Below are 18961 nucleotides of genomic sequence, written 5' to 3' on the forward strand. Positions count from 1 at the left end.
GAATGGTCGCGTGACGCAAGGAGTTGTCGTTGAACGAGGGTGACATGCCCGCCGCCGTGGATCCGAATCGGATCGACGAAGTGATAGCGCTCGTCAATCAAGGCGTTCGGCTTGCCGGACAGCAGCGCCTGGACGAGGCGCTGGCGAGCTTCGACCAGGCGATCGCGCTCGAACCCGGCCTGTTCGAGGCGTGGTACTACCGCGGCACGGTGTTATACCGGCTCGGCCTGCTCGACGAGGCAGTGGCCAGCTACGATGGCGCGCTGGCGCTCAGGTCCGATGCCGAGGCGTTTCGCAATCGCGGCGCGGCCTTGTACGATTTGCGCCGGCTCGACGAGGCCGTGGCCAGCTACGATCGCGCCCTGGAGATCAAGCCGGATTACGCGCCCGTCCACCTCGGCCGCGCCATGGCGTTATTGCGCGGCGGCGACCTGCCGCGCGGCTTCGAGGCCTTTCGCGGGTATTTCAAGCGGTATGTGAAACGCGACGAACTGGCCGCGATATCCTGCCCCGACTGGGAAGGCGAGCCGCTTGCGGGCAAGCGGCTGGTGATCTTCGCCGACGACGGCTACGGCGACAGCCTGCAGTTCGCCCGTTATGTTCCGATGGCGGCCGCATGCGGTGCGCGCGTCACGCTGCTGGTTCCGTCTCCGCTGCTCGAATTGCTGCGCGCTTCGCTGCCGGGCATCGCGGTGGTCGATCGCCTGCTTGCGACCGAGGTGTTCGACTTTCAGGCGTCGATGCGGTCGCTCCCCGGCTTGTTCGGCACCACGCTGGACACGATACCCGGACAAACCGCGTACCTGTTCGCGGATGCAGCCGCAACCGCGGCCTGGTCGCGGCGGCTGGCGGCCCTGACGGGACTCAAGGTGGGGCTGGCGTGGGCCGGCGCCCGAGGCAGGCCTTTCGATGCGCGCCGCAGTCTGACGCTGGCTCAGCTCGCGCCGCTCTCGGCCGTCCCGGGCATCCAGTTCGTCAGCCTGCAGATCGGCGAATCGGACGCGCAGGCCTCGGCGTCGTTCGACGACTTGCGCCTTGTCGATTGGACTGACGAGATCCGCGATTTCGCCGATACTGCGGCTCTGGTCGCCAGCCTGGATCTGGTCATCACGGTGGATACGGCGGTGGCGCATCTGGTCGGCGCGCTGGGCCGGCCGGTCTGGATACTATCTCGCCACGACGGCTGCTGGCGCTGGCTGATCGATCGGGTGGACAGCCCGTGGTATCGGAGCGCGCGTCTTTTTCATCAGCCCGCCCGGGGTGCGTGGGAGCCTGTCATCGCCGATGTCGCAGCGGCGCTGGCGCAGTTTTCGTCGAATGCGGCACGAACTTTTTCTCACGAGGAGCAGCACATGGATAACGATCAGGCAGAACTGCAGGCCATCCTGGCCAGCTATACCGAAGCGCTGCCGCTGACGGCGCAGCCGCTGCAGGGCAGCACCTGGAAATTCTTCGACCTCAAGGGACGCCTGCTGTCGCCTTTGCTCGAGCTGGCCGAGAACGGCGTGCTGCAGAGTCCCGGCACCGCCTCGGTGGACCGCTGGCAGACCGTCGACGGATTCCTCTGTTTTGCGGCCGGCAATGGCGCTCCTGCGGTTATTTTCAAACTCGCGCGCACCGACGAGCAGGGCCGCCTCATCAGTCTTGCCGGCCAGGGCACGATCGATGGCGTACCGACGTTCTATTTCCTGCGTCTGGCCTGACTCGCGGACCGCCAGCGGGGCTGCACGGCGCGTTGTTCAATAAATTTCATTTATTCCGCTCACGACGACGAGGATTCACGATGGAAGAGCTGGCGCACGAACATATCGAGCACGCCGAGCATGCTCAGCATGCGGTGCACGCCGGCGACAACTTCATGGTCAAGGTGTCGGCCACCATTGCGGTGCTGGCCGTGGCGGCGGCCGTGATCGCCAGCCTGGAAACCATCGAGACCGGGCAGGCGATTTCCGAGAAGAACGAGGCGGTGCTCCTGCAGGCCCAGGCCAGTGACCAATGGGCCTATTACCAGGCCAAGAGCATCAAGCAGCACCTGTACGACATTGCGGCGGGCACGAGCTCGGAGCGTGCCGGCGATTATCGCAAGCAGGCTGCGCGCTATGAACAACAGACCCATGAGCTCCAGAAAAAAGCCGAAGAGCTCGAGCACAAGCGCGACGAAAAACTCGCCGCCAGCAACAAGCACGAAGAGAAGCACCATGGCCTGACCTTGGCCGCGACGCTGGTGCATATCGGCATCGCGGTGGCGACCATCGCGATCATTGCCAAGGGGCAGAAATGGCCCTGGTACGCGGCGATCGCCCTGGGCGTGGTGGGTGCGGGCAAGGCGGCCTTCAGCTATCTGGCCTGAGGCCGGGCGCGATCGGGCCTGGTCGCGGGCTCGATAGCCGCAGAGTCAGGAGCCTTTGCGCGGCACGGCCGATTCAGTGCCCGATGACGATCCGGTCGCGCCCCGTCTGTTTGGCCTGGTATAGCGCCCGGTCCGCCCGGCGCAGCCAATCGCTGTAGCTGGTGTCGCCGGCCTGCAGTTCGGCGATGCCGATGCTTACCTGGCAGCCGATGGACTGCGCTTCGTATGCGGCCGGCGTCTGCGCCACGAGGCTGCGCAATCGCTCTGCCAGAATCACCGAGTCGCCGATTGCGGTTTCCGGCAGCAGAATCAGAAATTCCTCGCCGCCATAGCGGGTGGCCGTGTCGCGTTCTCTCACGATCTGGCGTATCAGCGCCGCGATATGGCAGATGACGGCGTCGCCCGCAGGATGTCCGTGCTGGTCGTTGATGCGCTTGAAATGGTCGATATCGAGCAGCAGCAGCGACGCCGGGCGGCTCGTGCCGTGATGCCGGTCGAAAGCCGTCTGCAGCTGTTCGTCCATCGCGCGGCGGTTCAGCAGACCGGTCAGCACATCCGTGCGGGCGAGCGTCCGTGATTCCTGCAATAAACGATCATTCGTTTCTTTGTAGTACCGGTAAAGCTGATAGCCCATCATCGAGATGAATACGATGATGATCGCGAAAACCCAGAAAAACGCCCACAAAGTCTGCTGTATCAGGCTGAGCGCGTGTTGCAGCGCGGCCAGATCGTCCGGCGACGCCAGTTCCGATTCATGAACGCTGAGCTGCATGGTTTGAAAGCCGTAAAGCAGCACGCCGACCGTTACCGCAGACAGCATATAGACGATGCGCCGCCTGACGTCTTTTTGGGCGTTCAGGATGGGCTTCGAGTAGCGTTGCTGCCATGCCAGCATTCTCGGCCACAGCAGGGCCACCAGCGGGCCGCCGATAAAAACGCTCTGCAGAAAAATGCCGAACCACCAGCCGTACCAGATCGCCAGAATGCTGCTGTGGTCGATGTGATTGGTGTAGCCCCAGATGAGGGCGCCGGTCGAACTGCAGACCGAGGCGGCAAAGCTCAGCTGTATGTAAAAAAGCCACGAGAACCAGCTCGACAGATTGCGCCGCGTCGGAATGGCCCGGTAGCCCAGGGCCATGACGGCGAAACCCAGGGGGTCGGCGCACGCGAACACGGCTGCCCACTGCCAGGGCATCCCGGCATAAAGCGCCAGCGAGAGCGTCGATGCGTAGGCGGGTATGGCTCCCCATACCCATCCCACGCCCAGCACCAGCAGCGTGCAGATGATCTGCGGCGCATACAGCGTCAGGTAGAAATGAACGCCGCCGAAGGTCATGGGCATGCCATACCACCCCTGGCTGGTCGTGAGCATCCCGCTGAAAATGCAGATGACTCCCAGTGCAAGCCATACGAGCAATGCGCCCCATCGGTCGCGGGGCGTGCCGTGGCGCAGAAGCATCGCTACTGAGAATGCACGATAGGAAACGGCAGTATCGGAATTTGTCGTATCCATGCTTTCAGGTGATCCTCAGCCTCGACGATGCCGCAATCATAGTATGGCCGACGTGGCGAGCGGCCATGGGTGTTGATCTGACGGGGGCGTTCGACGGGATGCCGTCGTGAGTTGGCGCGCGGCGGCGCCCGGGAATGCCTGGAGCGGGCGAAGGGAGTCGAACCCTCGTCTTTGGCTTGGGAAGCCAAGGTAATAGCCGTTATACGACGCCCGCACAGGAGAGGCCGCATTCTAGGTCTTCACGGCGTGTTCAGCAAATACGCCGGCAATCGTTCAACACCATGTCAGGTTTGCGCCGGCCGTGGCACGCACGCACGGGGAAATCGCAAATTGCGTCCAATCAAGATCGCTTTTCTTACCTAGGCCGTGCGGCTTTGCGGTCTACCATTGCCGAAAACTTAGTGGCGGCCGCAAGATTGCGCGATCGCCCGTCGGTGCCTTGCACGCGGAGACATGGCATGAAAATGCGTACCCGGATTCTTTCCATCGTGGCCGTGGCCCTGATCGGCATCGTGCTGATCAGCGGCTTTGCGCTGCAGGCCTTGCGGCAAAACCTGCTCGAATCCCGGCGAGGTGAGATTCTCAAGGCAGCGCTGCTGGCCGAAGGCATCATGCAGCGCTATTACGCGCTCGAGCAAAGCGGCAAGCTCACGCGCGAGCAGGCGCAGAAGCAGGCCGTGGAGGCGCTCGCGGGCTTGCGCCACAAAGACGACTACATTTTTGTGCGCACCATGGCGGGTCTGATGCTGGTGCATGCCGATGCCAAGCGGGTCGGCACCATGGACAAAGGATCCAGGCTGCCCGACGGGCGCATGACATCGGACATCTACGCGCAGGACCTGCCCAGGGACGGCACGGCCTATATGGTTGCCGCCGTCGCGCGCCCTGACGACCCGGCCCGCAAGCCCGTGCCCAAACTGCTGTGCGCCGTGCTGTTCAAGCCCTGGAACTGGGTGGTCGGCAACGGCGTGTTCATCGACGACATCGACACCGCGTACTGGTCCTATGCCTGGCGCTTTTTGCTGATCGGCGGCGGGCTGTTCATCGTGCTCGGCGGTCTGGGCCTGTGGCTGACACGCTCCATCCTGCGCCAGCTCGGCGGCGAGCCGCAGGACGCGGCCGAGGTCGTCAATGTGATCGCCTCCGGCGACCTGAGCCGGGAGCTGCGCGCCGACGGGCGATCCGACAGTCTGCTGGCATCGATGCGGGTCATGCAGAGCGGCCTGCGCGACATCATCCGCCGCGTGCGCCAGGGCTCCGAAGAGATCGAGACCGCGGCGGCCGAGGTCGCCAATGGCAATGCCGACCTTTCGAACCGCACCGAGCAGGCCGCCGCCGCCCTCGAGCAGACCTCGGCATCCATGATGCAACTCTCGGACGTGGTGCGCCAGAGCTCCGAAGCCGCGCGTCAGGCCAATCAGTTCGCCGAGAACGCGTCGGACGTCGCCAATCGCGGCGGCGCGGTGGTCTCGCAGGTCGTCGACATGATGAGCGAGATCAGCGCCAGTTCCAGCAAGATCGTCGACATCATCGGCACCATCGACGGCATCGCTTTCCAGACCAATATTCTGGCGCTGAACGCGGCGGTGGAGGCGGCGCGCGCGGGCGAGCAGGGCAAGGGCTTTGCGGTGGTCGCCGGCGAAGTGCGTACGCTGGCCCAGCGCAGCGCGCAGGCCGCGCGCGAGATCAAGGCCTTGATTTCCGATTCCACGACCCGCGTCGATCAAGGTTCGGTTTTGGTGCAGCAGGCCGGGCAGACCATGCAGGACATCGTCGGCGCCGTGCAGCGCGTGACAGGCTCGATCGCCGAAATCTCGGCGTCGGCCGAGTACCAGTCCAGCAGCATTTCCGAGATCGGCACGGCCATCTCGCATATGGACCAGATGACGCAGCAGAACGCTGCGCTGGTCGAGCAAAGCGCAGCCGCGGCCGAAAGCCTCAAAGAGCAGGCGCTGAAACTGAACCAGGCGATCGGCACGTTCAAATTGCCGTGACGGCGGTAGCCCGCGTTATCGTTAACGCATGATCTATCTGCTGTGGTCGCTGCCCGCGCTCGCCGTCATTGCCGCCATCGGCAGCGGGCGCCTCGATACGATCAGGGCGGCCGTCCTGGGCTTGTCGATCGCCGTGCCCGTGGCCGTGCTGACCGGGCCCGCAGCCTTCGGCGCGGCGCAGCTGACCCGGGCGCTGGCGCGCGGCCTGTGGATCGGCGCGACGATCGCGCCTTACATTTTGGGCGGTCTGCTGTTCTGGCAGATCGCGGCGCACGGCGCGGCCTCTCCCGCGGACGCTAACGCCCCGGGCCTGCAGGCGCCCGGCGCATCGCCCGTCGCGCGCCGCCGGCTACTGTTCTTCGCCTGCTTTCTCATCGGCCCGTTCGCCGAATCCGCCACGGGATTCGGCGTGGGCATGCTGGGCACAGTGACGCTGATTCGCCGGTTGGACATCGCGCCGCGCCCGCTCATGATCTTTGCGCTGCTCAGTCAAACCATGATCCCCTGGGGCGCGATGGGCAGCGGCACCATGCTCGCCGCTGCCCTTGCGCATATTCCGGGCGCCGAACTGGGCCTTTACGCCATGGTGCCGGTCGGCCTGCTGATGCCGGTGTGGCTGGCCCTGTTCTGGCGGACCGCGCGCGACGCGGGTCTGGGCGTTTCGGCCGCAGAATGTCTGCGCGAGGCGTTGTGGGTCGCGGCGGGGTTGGCCCTGCTGGCTCCCGCCACGGCCTGGCTGGGCCCGGAATCGGCGCTGCTGGCGGCCTATGGCCCGCTCATCGTGCTGCGCTATCTCAGGGATGCGCGGCCCGATCGGCGCACCGCCTGGGCGACGGCGCGCAGGGCCTGGCCCTACGTCGCGCTGATCGCCGTATTGGTCGCAACGCGGCTGCTGCCCGCGCTCGAGCACGCGCTGCAGGCCCTCTGGAAGATCGCGCCCTTTGACGACCTGCCCGCATGGTCGCCGTTTTTTCACGCGGGAAGCTGGCTGGTGGCCGGCGGCATCGCAACTGCGCTGGCACGCCGTCAGGGGGGCAGGCTCGTGCAGGAGGTGCGCTCGGCGTGCAAGATCGGCCGGCCTGCGGTCCTGGCGGTTTTCCTGTTCGCCATGATGGCCGAGGTCCTGTCCGGCGCGGGTATTTCGCGCGCCTGCGCCCAGGGCATGTTCGACGCGCTGCATCGGCAGGCCGTGCTGGCGACGCCGTTCCTGGCGAGCGTGTTAGGCATTCTGGCCAATAGCGGCAATGCGCCGAACAGTCTTTTCATGCCATCGCAGATCGCGCTGGCGGTGCAGGCAGGCCTGAGCATTCCCGCCGTGGCGGCCCTGCAGCATGTGTCGGGCACGTCCATGAGCCTGTTCTCGCCGGTCAGAATGTCGATGGCGGCGGGTCTGGCTCGCGGCATCGGGCAGGAACGCGCGGTCTATCGCGCGCTGCTGCCCTATGCCGCCTGCTGCCTGATCCTGCTGCTGTTCGGCGCGATCGGCATCGTATTGGCAAAGTAGGCCGCGGCGCTCGGCCCGGGCGCCTATTTCCCCGCGCCGCCCTGCTGCAATCGTTCCAGCAGCCACAGCCCTGCCGGCCCCGGCGGCTTGGGCCTGGACCACACGGCATCCATCGAAATCGGCCTGGGCCAGCCGCGCAGCGTGAGCTCGACGAGATGGGTACGGCTGAACTGCGCCACCATGCCCCGGGGCAGTTCGGCCCAGCCGAAGCCGTATCCCGTCATTTCCAGCAGCATCAGATAGTCGGGCGCGGACCAGACCCGGCCTTGCGGCGCGCGGGCGCTGCCCTCGTAGGTGTTGAGGTAGAGCTGGCGATGGCCTGCCAGCTGCGCGCGCGTGACGGTCTTTTGCCGCGCCAGCGGATGATTCCTGGCCACGTACAGGCCCATCTCGGACTGCTCGGGAAGACGCGCCACGCCGATGTCGGGCGGGTAAGCCGATTGCGACACCAGGATGCCCAGATGGGCCCGGCCGCTTTGCAGCAGGTCCAACACGTCGCCGGCTTCGCTGGCCATGCATTCGAGCTCGATGTCAGGGTAGCGCTGCTCGAAGTCCCGCAGCATCGCGTTGTCGGGATTGAATTGATACGCGTCTGACAGCACGACGGTCAGCCGCGGCTCGATATTGTCGGCCAGGCGTATGCTCAGCGCATCGAGCCGCTCGCTGGCAGCGAGGATCTCCTGCACGTATCCCAGCACTTTGCGGCCGGCTTCGGTCAACACCGGCTGGCGCGCCTGGCGATCGAAGAGCTGCAGCCCCAGGTCGGCCTCCAGGTTTGCGATCGCCATGCTGATGGTCGATTGCCGCTTGCCCAGCTTGCGTGCGGCGGCCGAGAACGAACCCAGGGCGGTCGCCTCGACAAAGGCCTGCAGTCCTTCCGGCGAGTAGCGCATGATCATCAATTTAATCGATGGATAGTATTTTCAATATACGCAAAAAATCGATCAAAATCAGCGCATCGACATCGCAACATAACCGTCGCAGACCGAGCGCATCATGCCATTGCAGAACAAATCCCTGATCGAACGCATTCTCCACGCCTTGGGCTTCGAGGCGCTGCTGCTGGCGCTTTCCGCGCCGCTCGGGGCCTGGCTGCTGGATCGATCCACGGCGCAGGTGGGTCTGTTGTCGCTGATCATTTCGCTCACGGCGATGCTGTGGAACGTGATCTACAACGCCGCCTTCGACCGCCTGTGGCCGGCGACGCGCGTCGTGCGCACGGTCTGGGTGCGCGCGCTGCATGCAAGCGGGTTCGAAGGCGGGCTGGCGCTCGTGTGCATCCCGCTCACGGCCCTCATGCTGCGCATGTCGCTGACCGAAGCCTTCATGGTGGAAATAGGCCTGGTGCTGTTCATCCTGCCTTATACGATGGCGTACAACTGGATCTACGACGTGGCGCGCGAGCGCTGGATAGCGCCGCGCCTGGCGGCAAGGCCGCGCGCCTGACCGCATTTCGCTGCAACAAAACAACAGGGCCTCGCCACGCGAGGCCCTGCGCATGAGCGAACCCTGCGCCTGTCATACAAACTTTTCATGACTGTCACTGCGCAGTCATGCGCGCATGGCGCAATGCCGGGTAAGCAAAAAACGGCACGAGTCATGCATGAGCGATAACGCGTCCGAACCGAGCCACCGATACCGCGCCATCTGGCTGTCCGACATTCATCTGGGGTCGGCCGGCTGTCAGGCGGAATATCTGCTCGATTTTCTGCGGCACAACGAATCCGAACACCTGTATCTGGTCGGAGACATCATCGACGGCTGGCAGCTCAAGAAGGGCTGGTATTGGCCGCAGTCGCACAACGACGTGGTGCAAAAGATTCTGCGCAAGGCGCGCAAGGGCACGAACGTCGTCTACGTCCCGGGCAATCACGACGAAGCTGCGCGCCAATTCAAGGACATCGCGTTCGGCGACATTCACGTGCGCGAAGAGACCTTCCATACGACGCTCACGGGCAAGCGCCTGTGGATCGTGCATGGCGACCTGTTCGACGGCGTGATCCAGCACGCGAAGTGGCTGGCGTACTTGGGCGACACGGCCTACACGATGATCCTCGCGCTCAATCGCTGGTTCAACCACATTCGCGCCAAGTTCGGCTTCGACTACTGGTCGCTGTCGCAGTATCTCAAGCACCAGGTCAAGAACGCGGTCAATTTCATCTCGTCGTTCGAGCACGCCATGATCGCGGAAGCGCGCCGCCGCGACTGCGACGGCGTGGTGTGCGGCCACATTCACAAGGCGGAGATCCGCGAGATCGACGGCACGCTCTATTGCAACGACGGCGATTGGGTGGAGAGCCTGTCGGCGCTCGTCGAAACCTACGACGGCCAGCTCAAGATCGTCTACTGGACCGCGATGCGCTCCACGCAGGCGGCATCCGTGCCCGAACCCGAATCCGAAGCCCTGGCCTAGCCATGAACCCGGCCGCGCGCCGTCACGAGGAACCCCCGATGAAGATCATGATCGTCACCGACGCCTGGGAGCCGCAGGTCAACGGCGTGGTGCGTACGCTCAAGAGCACTTCGCGCGAGCTGCGCGCTCTCGGGCATGAGGTCGAGCTCATCACGCCGCTGGAGTTCCGCACGCTGCCGTGCCCCACCTATCCCGAAATCCGCTTGTCCATCCTGCCGTACCGGCGCTTGAGCAAGCGCATCGACGCCTTCATGCCCGATGCGCTGCACATCGCTACCGAAGGCCCGCTCGGACTGGCCGCGCGCCGCTACGCGCACAAGCACGGCCTGCCTTTCACGACGGCCTATCACACGCGCTTTCCCGAATACGTGCAGGCGCGCTTCGGCATTCCGCTTGCCTGGACCTACCGCTTTCTGCACTGGTTCCACGGCGCCTCGCAAGCCGTGATGGCCCCCACGCCCGTGGTCAAGCAGGACCTGGAGAAATTCGGCTTCGACAACGTCGTGCTGTGGACGCGCGGCGTCGATCTGGACATCTACCATCCCATGGAGTCCAAGGTGCTCGACACCACGCGGCCCATCTTCCTGTATGTGGGCCGCGTAGCGGTAGAGAAGAACGTTGAGGCCTTCCTGGCGCTGGATCTGCCGGGCTCGAAATGGATCGCAGGCACGGGCCCCGTGCTGGAGAAACTCAAGGCCCAATACCCCGACGCCAATTATCTGGGCGTGCTGTCGCAGGCGGAGCTGGCCAAGGTCTATGCCGCGGCCGATGTCTTCGTGTTTCCCAGCAAGACGGATACCTTCGGCCTGGTGTTGCTCGAAGCGCTGGCCTGCGGCACGCCGGTGGCGGCCTATCCGGTCACCGGGCCCGTGGATGTGCTGAGCGGCGGCAACGCCGGCGCGATGAACGAAGATCTGCGCCAGGCCTGCCTCGATGCGCTCAAGATCGAGCGTCGGGCTGCGCGCGCCTGGGCCGAGCGGTTCTCGTGGCGCGCGGCCTCCGAACAGTTCGCCTCGCATCTGCGGCCGCTGCCCAAAGCGGCGCAGGCGCACACCGAAAAAGCCGTCGTTTGAAAAAAGCCGAACACTCTTCGCTGCCGCCCAACCCGTACAAGGGCAATCGCGGCATCACGCGCGCCTGGCATGCGCTCAAGTACTCGCTGAGCGGCTTTCGGATCGCGATTCGCGAAGAAAGCGCGTTTCGCCAGGAGCTCACGCTCGCGGCCATCCTGGTGCCGATCGGCTTGTTCGTTCCGGTCGCCCCGGTCGAGCACGCGGTGCTCGTCGGCGTCGTGCTGCTGGTGCTGATCGTCGAGCTGGCCAACTCCGGCATCGAGGCGGCGGTCGACCGCATCTCGCTCGAGCGGCATGAACTGTCCAAGCGCGCGAAAGACCTGGGCAGCGCCGCCGTCACGGTCGCGCTGGTCAATTGCGTGCTGGCCTGGGGCTTCGTCCTGGGCCCGCATCTGAGGGGTTGGTTCGGCTTCTGATTCGCGTGCAATGCGGCTGGCAAGGCAGTCGCGGTATTCTTAGCCTCTTGATACAAGGGGGCAGCCGTGCGCGATTTCGAATTCCAGACCGTTCCGCATATCACCCTGTCTTATGGCGCCGCACGCCGCCTGGGCGAGCTGCTGCGCGCCCGCCATGCCGGGCTGGCGCGGGTGTGCGTGGTCACCGATCGTTTTCTCAACACCTCCGGCCTCATCCGGCCCGCGCTCGACAGCCTCGCCGCCCAGGGCTGGCAGGTCACGCTCATCGACGACGTGATCGCCGATCCGCCCGACCACGTGGTGCTGGAGGCGGCGCAGCGCGCGCGCCAGGCACGTATCGAGGTGGTGGTGGGCCTGGGCGGCGGCTCGTCCATGGACGTGGCCAAGCTCATCGCGGTGCTGGCCGCGTCCGACCAGCCCCTGGGCGACATGTACGGCGTGGGCAAGGTGCGCGGGCCGCGCCTGCCGCTGGTGCAGGTGCCCACCACGGCGGGCACGGGCTCGGAGGTGACCTGCGTATCCATCGTGACCACCGGCGCCACGACCAAGGCGGGCGTGGTGTCGCCGCACCTGTACGCCGACATGGCCGTGCTGGACGCCGAGCTCACGCTGGACCTGCCCGCGCCGGTGACGGCGGCCACCGGCATCGACGCCATGGTGCATGCCATCGAGGCCTATACCAGCGCGCACAAGAAGAACCCGCTGTCGGATAACCTCGCGCGGCAAGCGCTGGCACTGCTTTCTGCGAATCTGCTGCGGGCCTGCCGCGATCCGCACGACCGCCAGGCGCGCGAGGCCATGCTGCTGGGCGCGATGCTGGCCGGCCAGGCCTTCGCCAATGCGCCGGTGGCGGCGGTGCATGCCCTGGCTTACCCGCTGGGCGGGCATTTTCACGTGCCGCACGGTTTGTCCAACTCGCTGGTGCTGCCGCACGTGTTGCGCTTTAACGCAGACGCGGCACGTGAGCTGTACGCCGAGCTTGCGGCCATCGTCGTGCCGAACAGCACGGGCAGCAGTGCGCAACGCTGTGCGGCCTTCATCGACTATTGTGCCGAACTGTCGCCGCAGACCGGCATCGCCTCGCGCTTGTCGGAAGTAGGCGTGACCCCGGGCGACCTGGACCGGCTAGCGGACGATGCGATGCTGCAGACGCGCTTGCTCGTGAACAACCCGCGCGAGGTGACGCGGGCCGACGCGTTTGCGATCTACCAGGCGGCGTATTGAGCCCGTGCCGCAGTCATTGCTGCTCGCGCGGTACGTCGGCATATTGAAGAACGGACGCCATGCATATCTGGGTTGATGCCGACGCCTGCCCCGTCGTGATAAAGGAAATTTTGTACCGTGCGGCGCAGCGATGGCAGCGGCCGTTGACGCTGGTGGCCAACCAGATGCTGCGTACGCCGCCCTCGTCTTTGATTCGCGCCGTTCAGGTGCCGCGCGGATTCGACGTGGCGGACGACTATATCGTCCAGCATGTCGTTGCCGGCGACCTGGTGATTACGGGAGACATTCCCCTGGCCGCGCAGGTGATCGAGGGGGGCGCATGGGTGCTCAGCCCGCGCGGCGAACGCTATACCGCCGACACGATACGCGAGCGCCTGTCGTTGCGGGACATGATGGAAGAGCTGCGCAGCGTGGGCGTCGATACGGGCGGCCCCGCGGTTTTCAGCCAGGCGGATCGCCGGGCGTTTGGCAATGCGCTGGACCGGTTGATGGTTGGTGCGGGTCGGGGGTGAAACGCAGGTGTTTTTTTAAATGCGATTTTTCGCGGTTGGCGGTTTTCGACCCATTTCAGCCGCTCGGATATCTTTGTTCAGTGTCCCTTGTGCAGCGGGAAGCAGTCGTTCGCCGCTTCATCTAGCGATTGAATTCAGCGGGAGCTTGGTGGAACAGGACCTCTCACGTATCCAACACCGTTAGCTGGGCTTCGGCTATGGTTTGACTGCTCGCTGGAGCAAAGAACAATCGCCTGAAACGGCCTGGTTCCTGCCATAGAGCAGTCTTTTCGGAGTCTTCGCACCGTGGAACCTAAAGCAACTCGAAGTGAGCTAGAGGTCATTGCCGACTTGCGGGCACTTACCGCGTCGCCGGGCTACGTGCACGCAGTCGCGGCCATCTGCGTACGTGACAATCTCGTCGTATATCAGAACAAGTTGAAAGCTGAGGATCTCCAGAAGTTTCATCAACCGGAGCATCTGCTGCGGACCGAACTGACAACCGTACTTGGCTTGATGTGCCAAAGCCCGCTGGACTTCACGATTCCTTCGGCAGCCGAATTAGCGAGCTATGTGTCCCGCACCGATTCGCTGTTGAATGAATTCCACGAGGCCATGTTGGCACCAGCAGCGGCAGCGTTTTCCAAGGCGTTCGCAAATGGGACGGTTGAAGACCTTGCTGAAGGGGCGTCCCTGCGGGAGGCCATCTTTTACGGTACTGAAGGCGCGCATCACTTCCAGTACCGCGATTTAGTGCCGGAGAAGTACGGGCACGACGATGCGTGGCTGGTGGCAAACAAGGGATTCACTTCCAATCAGGCGCGGAAAATCGCGCGCTGCATGTGCGATGAGACCAGCGCGCGAGGCGCTGACCTCTACAACACGGCGGTGGAATCGGGAAAACAGCCTGAAACCTGGCTCTCCATGTTCGAGTTTCGCGCAGAGTACGTTGCGCATCGCAGTGGCGTGGCGCTAGACGTCGTCCGAGCTTTTTTCCGGGCATTCACACTGCCCGGTCGGAACGCAGGCTTCAAGATCGTGGGGGATTTCAACGAAATTGCGGCGACCCCGCTAATTTCTACCGGCGACGAAAGCGTCTTGCTTTTCGACTCTCCCTTGCTGTACGAGGCATTGTATGAATCGCCGTTCTACTGGATGTTTGCCGACGAGAGCTATAGGCCGACGGCGAATGCGCACCGTGGAGCGTTCACTGAGGACTTCGCGGCGCGGCGCTTGGCACTGGTCTTCGGAAGGAGGAACGTCCACACGAACGTAAATTTCCTCAAGGGAAAACAGGTCGTGGGCGAGGCAGATGTATTGGTCACGTTTGGCGACCGCATCGTTGTGGTTCAAGCCAAAGCGAAGAAGCTGACTCTGGAGGCTCGCAAGGGGAATGATGGCCAGCTTCAGAAGGACTTCGCGGCTGCCATCCAGGATGCGTGTGACCAGAGCTGGGAATGCGCCAACTTCTTGGTGGCGGGAGGATGCCGCCTTGAGGATGCACAGGGCAAAGAGATTGCCGTCCCGGCGTCCATCAAGGAGGTCTTCACGTTGAGCCTGGTCGCCGAGCATTACCCGGCTCTTGCCCATCAGGCTCGGCAGTATTTGAAGCCACAAAGCACTGACGTCATCATGGCGCCACTGGTGATGGATGTCTTCCTGCTGGATGTGCTCACCGAGTTCCTCTTCAGCCCACTTCGATTCTTGCACTACTTGCGGATGCGTGTGGCCGCAGGAGAGAAGATTCTGGTGAACCATGAACTCACATCGCTTGCTATCCACTTGCGAACGAACATGGGCCCTCAACGCGATGTGAACATGGTAATGCTGGACGACTCGTTCACCATGGACATGGATGCGGCTCTGCTGGTCCGGCGCGAAGGGCATACTGGCGACCGCGACCCACCTGGAATCCTGACGAAGTTCAAGGGAACTCCTTTCGAGTCGGTAGTTGCCCAACTCGAAGGGCAAGCAATACCCGAGGCAATTGAGTTCTGTCTGCTGCTGCTCTCCCTAGGCGAGGAGGCCGTGAGAGGATTTAACCAGGCGTACGAGGCGCTGGTGAGGAAGGGGCGTTCAGACGGGCGACGACATGACGTCACCTTTCACTTTGGAGAGGGGCAAGCAGGGGTAACTCTGCACTTCAACACCGTGCACGACGACGATGCGATGGCGCACTTGCAAGCTCACTGCGAGGCCCGCAAGTATTCGTTGCGGGCGATGCGCTGGTTCGGCGTATCAATTGGGCCAGACGGTCAGATTCATGCAGCGATAGCTAAAGATTCGCCTTGGGAACATTCTGACGACCTGGACAAGCTCACCGCGCAGATGGGCGACGGCCGAGATTGGCGCAACGCTTTGCATGCGTTTGCCCGCGACACGCGCAAGCTCAAGGTGGGCCGAAATTCGCCATGCGCCTGCGGCAGCGGGAAGAAGTACAAGAAGTGCTGCCTGCAGTATGGGCGTGCTTGAGCGACTGGGGACAAAGTGACCGCTTCTGCCGATAATACGAGGTACGTCGTGAGCGGCCGCTCACGGAGGCGAAGCGGTCGCAAGAGGTCCGATCGGCGGCCTAGACAAATGACCGCTTCTGGCCGCACTCCGACCGATAAGGCCAGCTAGATGTTCGTCGACGCGGGTAGGCCGCAGTCCGACCCGGAAACGACATTAGCTTTATCTACAAACATCGTTTGTTGCTAAGTTCGAATATTTCTGCTCGTCAATCAGTGGTCCCGTAAATATCGAGATCCAACTCGATGCGCCGTGCCCCCAACGCTAACAGCAATGCAGCGGAGATCGATTGACCATCGTTCCACTGATTCATAAAGAGACCGCAAAATAGCCTGGTCCTGTAACGAGCGGCGATTGATTGCCAAGCGTCAAGATCATCAGTTACCGCCGTCATAAGCCAGCTGATCTGTGCGTTAAGGTTGCCCGGTTGCTGTTCCGGAGCTCTCAACGACCAGCTGCCAAATTCGGCGATGTATGTACGCCCGCTTTTCTGACCAACCCGCTCGTCACCCTTAGATTGATAAGCTGTTGGAGCACAACAGAGCAGGCGCGTAATTTCGTCTGGGTCGAGATCGTCTCCAATAACTTGGAGCGATGCCATTGTTTTTAGAAGATCACCCATCGAATCCCTCTTTTGGACTGCACCGCCGTAGAGTCTCGTCCGTCAAGGCATTGTGCGGTGAATTGAACGGCATGAGATGGGGCATTGTGAGCGATTCAACTGGCTTCGTCGACCGTCTGTTCCTGGCCGCTCTCCGACCGATGAGACCGACTCGAAGCTCGTCGCCGATGTCCGCCCCGGAGCGGTCCTACGCCTCGGCCGATAACGGACATTCAGAGCATCGGGGTATGTCGCTTCGCATCATAAAATCGTTCGCGTCGCTGCAGTACGCGACCCATGTACTCATCCTGGGCATCAGGATTCAATCTGGACCTGAAGACAGTCACGATCATTTTCAATTCCCTCGCAAGATCGAGCGTGCGACATTGCAGCTCGCAGCGCGAACTCTAAGCCCGATAATTGTTCATGTAAAATGAATAACTATGAACATTATTTTCTTATTTTAAGAAAATGGACTTGACCGATCTACGTGTCTTTCAAGCTGTTGCCCGTACCGGAGGCATCACTCGTGCTGCAGCATTGCTGCACAGAGTGCCGTCGAATATCACCACTCGAATTCAGCAACTGGAAAGCGATCTCGACGCGTCGCTGTTCATACGCGAGGGCAAGCGCTTTCAACTATCGCCCCAAGGCAAGGTTCTGCTCGACTACGCGACTCGCCTGTTGTCACTTGCCGAAGAGGCACGTGGAGCAATGCACGACCAAATCCCGCGTGGTGTACTTAACCTGGGAGCAATGGAAAGCACTGCGGCCATCCGACTTCCATCACTACTCGGACAGATGCATGAGCGCTATCCCGATCTGTCGGTGGAATTACGAACGGGCGCCCCTCGGCCTTTGACTGCGCGTCTCCTTGCGGGTGAACTGGACGCCGCTCTGGTCGCCGAGCCGATTTCCGATAAACGACTGGAGGCCATGTTCGCCTATGTCGAGGACCTGGTAATTATTGCCCCCCCAGATCATCCACCGATCCGATCGGCTCGCGATTTGCGCACCGGTACGCTACTGGCCTTCGAGCCAGACTGTCCGCATCGTCAACGATTGGAAGCATGGTGTGCACGCGACAATGTAGCCCCTCAGCGAATCGTCGAGGTCGGCTCTTATCACGCCATTCTAGGTTGCTGCGTTGCTGGCATGGGAGTTGCACTTATTCCCGCTGCGGTCCTTGATACCTATACCGAGCGAGCCAGACTGTCGGTGCACAAACTCAAAGGCGAATTCGGTAGCGTTCAGACATTGCTGATCTGGCGCAAAGACGCTCTGCAGCCCAAGGTGAGCGCCTTGGTAAATTTGCTAAGGGAAACCCAGCCTAAACAGTCCAAGGTTGGAAAAGGCGCTGTCTGACCCAACTCGGTCAGTCAGTATGCTGTCACGAGAGCGGCTGCCTTCAAAGGCTTAACCGGCGTTCAAATGGTGTCTCGACTAGCATTTTGAATCGCTTAAGCAGTCCGACTTTTGTTTAACGCACTTGGGCCATGCTCGATTGGTTGAACTTCTACAATGCCCATCGACCCCACTCGATGCAGGTTTTCAAAACCGCCACCGACATGAACCAAGCCGTCCCATATGCTTCAATCCTGCCCATTCTATTGATTGCAGCATCGAGCAATCTCGACAATATCGGCGTGGGCGCCTCTTACGGCGTCAGGATGATCAACATACCCTTCTCGTCCAATTTCTTGATTGCGGTAGTCTCTGCCACGGGTACCTTTCTGTCTATCTTCCTCGGGCAAAGTGTCTACCTTTTCATGAGTAAAGGGATGGACGGCTTGATAGGTGGAGGCATCATTATCGTGGCGGGGCTCTGGGTAGTCTTCCAAGATAAGTGCATGCACCGCGTCATGAAACCTCGGGAAGCAGAACTGATCGTCGAAACCGAACCATCCAGATACAGGTTTCGCCATATCGCTCAGGTTCTCGACAATCCTATAGACGTAAAAGAGGCCCTAGCGTTAGCCCTCGGCTTGACCATTAATAATATTCCCAACGGCGTCGGCGCCGGGATATTGGGCCTGAATATCTTCGCGATGACTGCAGTAGTTTTTGTCGCCAGCATCGTCACGATCTGGCTCGGCATCTACTTGGGTAAATTGGGCGTACGCTGGGTGGGAAGATACGCCAGCGTACTCGCTGGGGTTCTCCTGATCATCGTCGGCTTGGATGAGATCTTATTTTGAGGAAGACGCTATCCATGCGAACACGAGGCATGCAAAGTCACGAGTAAGATCTTCGCTATGAACGATTCCGAGTCCAATCCCATCCCAATCGAGTCAGAGCGCCTAATCTTGCGACCATGGAAAAATGCGGACAGGCAGCCTTTCGCAGACATGTCGACTGACAAGGGCGTCATGGAGCATCTGCTGCCGCTTACCCCACATGACGCATATCACACATGGATTGACCGCCAAATCGAAAACCAGCAAAGGCACGGCATGTGCTTCTGGGCGGTCGAGGCTAAGCAAGATGGTGCGTTTATCGGCGCAGTCGGCTTGCTCCCTGTCACGTATGAAGCGCATTTCACGCCGGCGGTGGAAGTCGGCTGGCGTATTGCGCGGCCATTCTGGGGCCTGGGCTACGCCCCCGAAGCTGCCGCAGCCGCAATCCGCTTTGGCTTCGAGTCGCTTCAGTTGCCCGAGATCGTGTCCAACGCGGGCTTAGCCAATGAGAAATCCATGCGGGTCATGGAGAAGCTCGGAATGCTGCGCGACCTGAACGGCGATTTCGACCATCCGCGGGTCCCCGAAGGAAATCCACTGCGCCGCCAGGTTCTGTACCGGCTTACGCGGAGCCGATGGCTAGTACAGTCCGCAGCATCCAGCGTTTGAGGTTGAGTGGCCTGTTGCGGCGGCG

17 protein-coding genes and 1 tRNA gene are annotated in these 18961 nt (G+C 62.2%); 14 read left to right on the plus strand and 4 right to left on the minus strand.

Features of this window, described 5'->3' with window-relative positions; all coding sequences use genetic code 11:
* The first annotated feature begins 29 nt into the window (after positions 1-29).
* Complete coding sequence (locus ACTHJ1_RS07760; protein ID WP_440190169.1) at positions 30-1703, plus strand: tetratricopeptide repeat protein; 1674 nt, start codon at positions 30-32, stop codon at positions 1701-1703.
* Positions 1704-1783: 80 nt separating this feature from the next.
* On the plus strand, positions 1784-2350 hold the full coding sequence (locus ACTHJ1_RS07765; protein ID WP_440190172.1) for a DUF4337 family protein: 567 nt from the start codon (positions 1784-1786) through the stop codon (positions 2348-2350).
* Positions 2351-2423: 73 nt separating this feature from the next.
* Here ACTHJ1_RS07765 and ACTHJ1_RS07770 read toward each other — a convergent pair whose 3' ends face one another.
* Positions 2424-3863 (minus strand): GGDEF domain-containing protein, encoded by a 1440-nt coding sequence (locus ACTHJ1_RS07770; RefSeq protein WP_440190175.1) that lies wholly within the window; start codon positions 3861-3863, stop codon positions 2424-2426.
* 139 nt (positions 3864-4002) lie between these two features.
* Positions 4003-4077 (minus strand) — tRNA-Gly (locus ACTHJ1_RS07775).
* A 244-nt stretch (positions 4078-4321) separates the two neighbouring features.
* On the opposite strand from ACTHJ1_RS07775, the gene ACTHJ1_RS07780 reads away from it, so the two are divergent.
* Together ACTHJ1_RS07780 and ACTHJ1_RS07785 are read left to right on the plus strand one after the other, a co-directional pair.
* Positions 4322-5857, plus strand: a complete 1536-nt coding sequence (locus ACTHJ1_RS07780) for a methyl-accepting chemotaxis protein (RefSeq protein ID WP_440190178.1) — start codon at positions 4322-4324, stop codon at positions 5855-5857.
* Between the two features lie 28 nt (positions 5858-5885).
* On the plus strand, positions 5886-7361 hold the full coding sequence (locus ACTHJ1_RS07785) for a hypothetical protein (RefSeq protein WP_440190181.1): 1476 nt from the start codon (positions 5886-5888) through the stop codon (positions 7359-7361).
* A gap of 23 nt (positions 7362-7384) precedes the next feature.
* Here ACTHJ1_RS07785 and ACTHJ1_RS07790 read toward each other — a convergent pair whose 3' ends face one another.
* Positions 7385-8254, minus strand: coding sequence for a LysR family transcriptional regulator (locus ACTHJ1_RS07790; protein WP_440190286.1), 870 nt, complete (start codon positions 8252-8254; stop codon positions 7385-7387).
* A gap of 103 nt (positions 8255-8357) precedes the next feature.
* Here ACTHJ1_RS07790 and ACTHJ1_RS07795 point away from each other — a divergent pair, with 103 nt between their 5' ends.
* From ACTHJ1_RS07795 to ACTHJ1_RS07825, 7 genes are all read left to right on the plus strand, one after another.
* Positions 8358-8807, plus strand: coding sequence for a multidrug/biocide efflux PACE transporter (locus ACTHJ1_RS07795; protein WP_440190184.1), 450 nt, complete (start codon positions 8358-8360; stop codon positions 8805-8807).
* A 157-nt stretch (positions 8808-8964) separates the two neighbouring features.
* Positions 8965-9774 carry a UDP-2,3-diacylglucosamine diphosphatase gene (locus tag ACTHJ1_RS07800; RefSeq protein ID WP_440190187.1) on the plus strand — a complete coding sequence of 270 codons (810 nt, stop codon included), beginning with the start codon at positions 8965-8967 and terminating at the stop codon, positions 9772-9774.
* Positions 9775-9812: 38 nt separating this feature from the next.
* The gene (locus ACTHJ1_RS07805; protein WP_440190190.1) at positions 9813-10847 is read left to right on the plus strand and encodes a glycosyltransferase family 4 protein; all 1035 of its coding nucleotides are present in this window, start codon (positions 9813-9815) and stop codon (positions 10845-10847) included.
* Positions 10760-11263, plus strand: coding sequence for a diacylglycerol kinase (locus tag ACTHJ1_RS07810; RefSeq protein WP_440190193.1), 504 nt, complete (start codon positions 10760-10762; stop codon positions 11261-11263). Before ACTHJ1_RS07805 ends, ACTHJ1_RS07810 begins: the two co-directional genes overlap by 88 nt.
* 66 nt (positions 11264-11329) lie before the next feature.
* Positions 11330-12487: an iron-containing alcohol dehydrogenase gene (locus tag ACTHJ1_RS07815; RefSeq protein WP_440190196.1), complete on the plus strand. Its 1158-nt coding sequence runs from the start codon at positions 11330-11332 to the stop codon at positions 12485-12487.
* A gap of 59 nt (positions 12488-12546) precedes the next feature.
* Positions 12547-12999: a YaiI/YqxD family protein gene (locus ACTHJ1_RS07820; protein ID WP_440190199.1), complete on the plus strand. Its 453-nt coding sequence runs from the start codon at positions 12547-12549 to the stop codon at positions 12997-12999.
* Between the two features lie 285 nt (positions 13000-13284).
* Positions 13285-15450: a YecA family protein gene (locus tag ACTHJ1_RS07825; RefSeq protein WP_440190202.1), complete on the plus strand. Its 2166-nt coding sequence runs from the start codon at positions 13285-13287 to the stop codon at positions 15448-15450.
* A 247-nt stretch (positions 15451-15697) separates the two neighbouring features.
* Here ACTHJ1_RS07825 and ACTHJ1_RS07830 read toward each other — a convergent pair whose 3' ends face one another.
* Positions 15698-16111 (minus strand): DUF4279 domain-containing protein, encoded by a 414-nt coding sequence (locus ACTHJ1_RS07830; RefSeq protein ID WP_440190205.1) that lies wholly within the window; start codon positions 16109-16111, stop codon positions 15698-15700.
* Between the two features lie 450 nt (positions 16112-16561).
* Here ACTHJ1_RS07830 and ACTHJ1_RS07835 point away from each other — a divergent pair, with 450 nt between their 5' ends.
* From ACTHJ1_RS07835 to ACTHJ1_RS07845, 3 genes are all read left to right on the plus strand, one after another.
* On the plus strand, positions 16562-17455 hold the full coding sequence (locus tag ACTHJ1_RS07835) for a LysR substrate-binding domain-containing protein (protein WP_440190208.1): 894 nt from the start codon (positions 16562-16564) through the stop codon (positions 17453-17455).
* Between the two features lie 131 nt (positions 17456-17586).
* The gene (locus ACTHJ1_RS07840; RefSeq protein ID WP_440190211.1) at positions 17587-18288 is read left to right on the plus strand and encodes a manganese efflux pump; all 702 of its coding nucleotides are present in this window, start codon (positions 17587-17589) and stop codon (positions 18286-18288) included.
* Positions 18289-18345: 57 nt separating this feature from the next.
* Positions 18346-18936 (plus strand): GNAT family N-acetyltransferase, encoded by a 591-nt coding sequence (locus ACTHJ1_RS07845; RefSeq protein ID WP_440190214.1) that lies wholly within the window; start codon positions 18346-18348, stop codon positions 18934-18936.
* Positions 18937-18961 lie beyond the last annotated feature (25 nt).

It is taken from the genome of Bordetella sp. (assembly GCF_051960075.1).
Lineage (GTDB): Bacteria > Pseudomonadota > Gammaproteobacteria > Burkholderiales > Burkholderiaceae_B > Bordetella.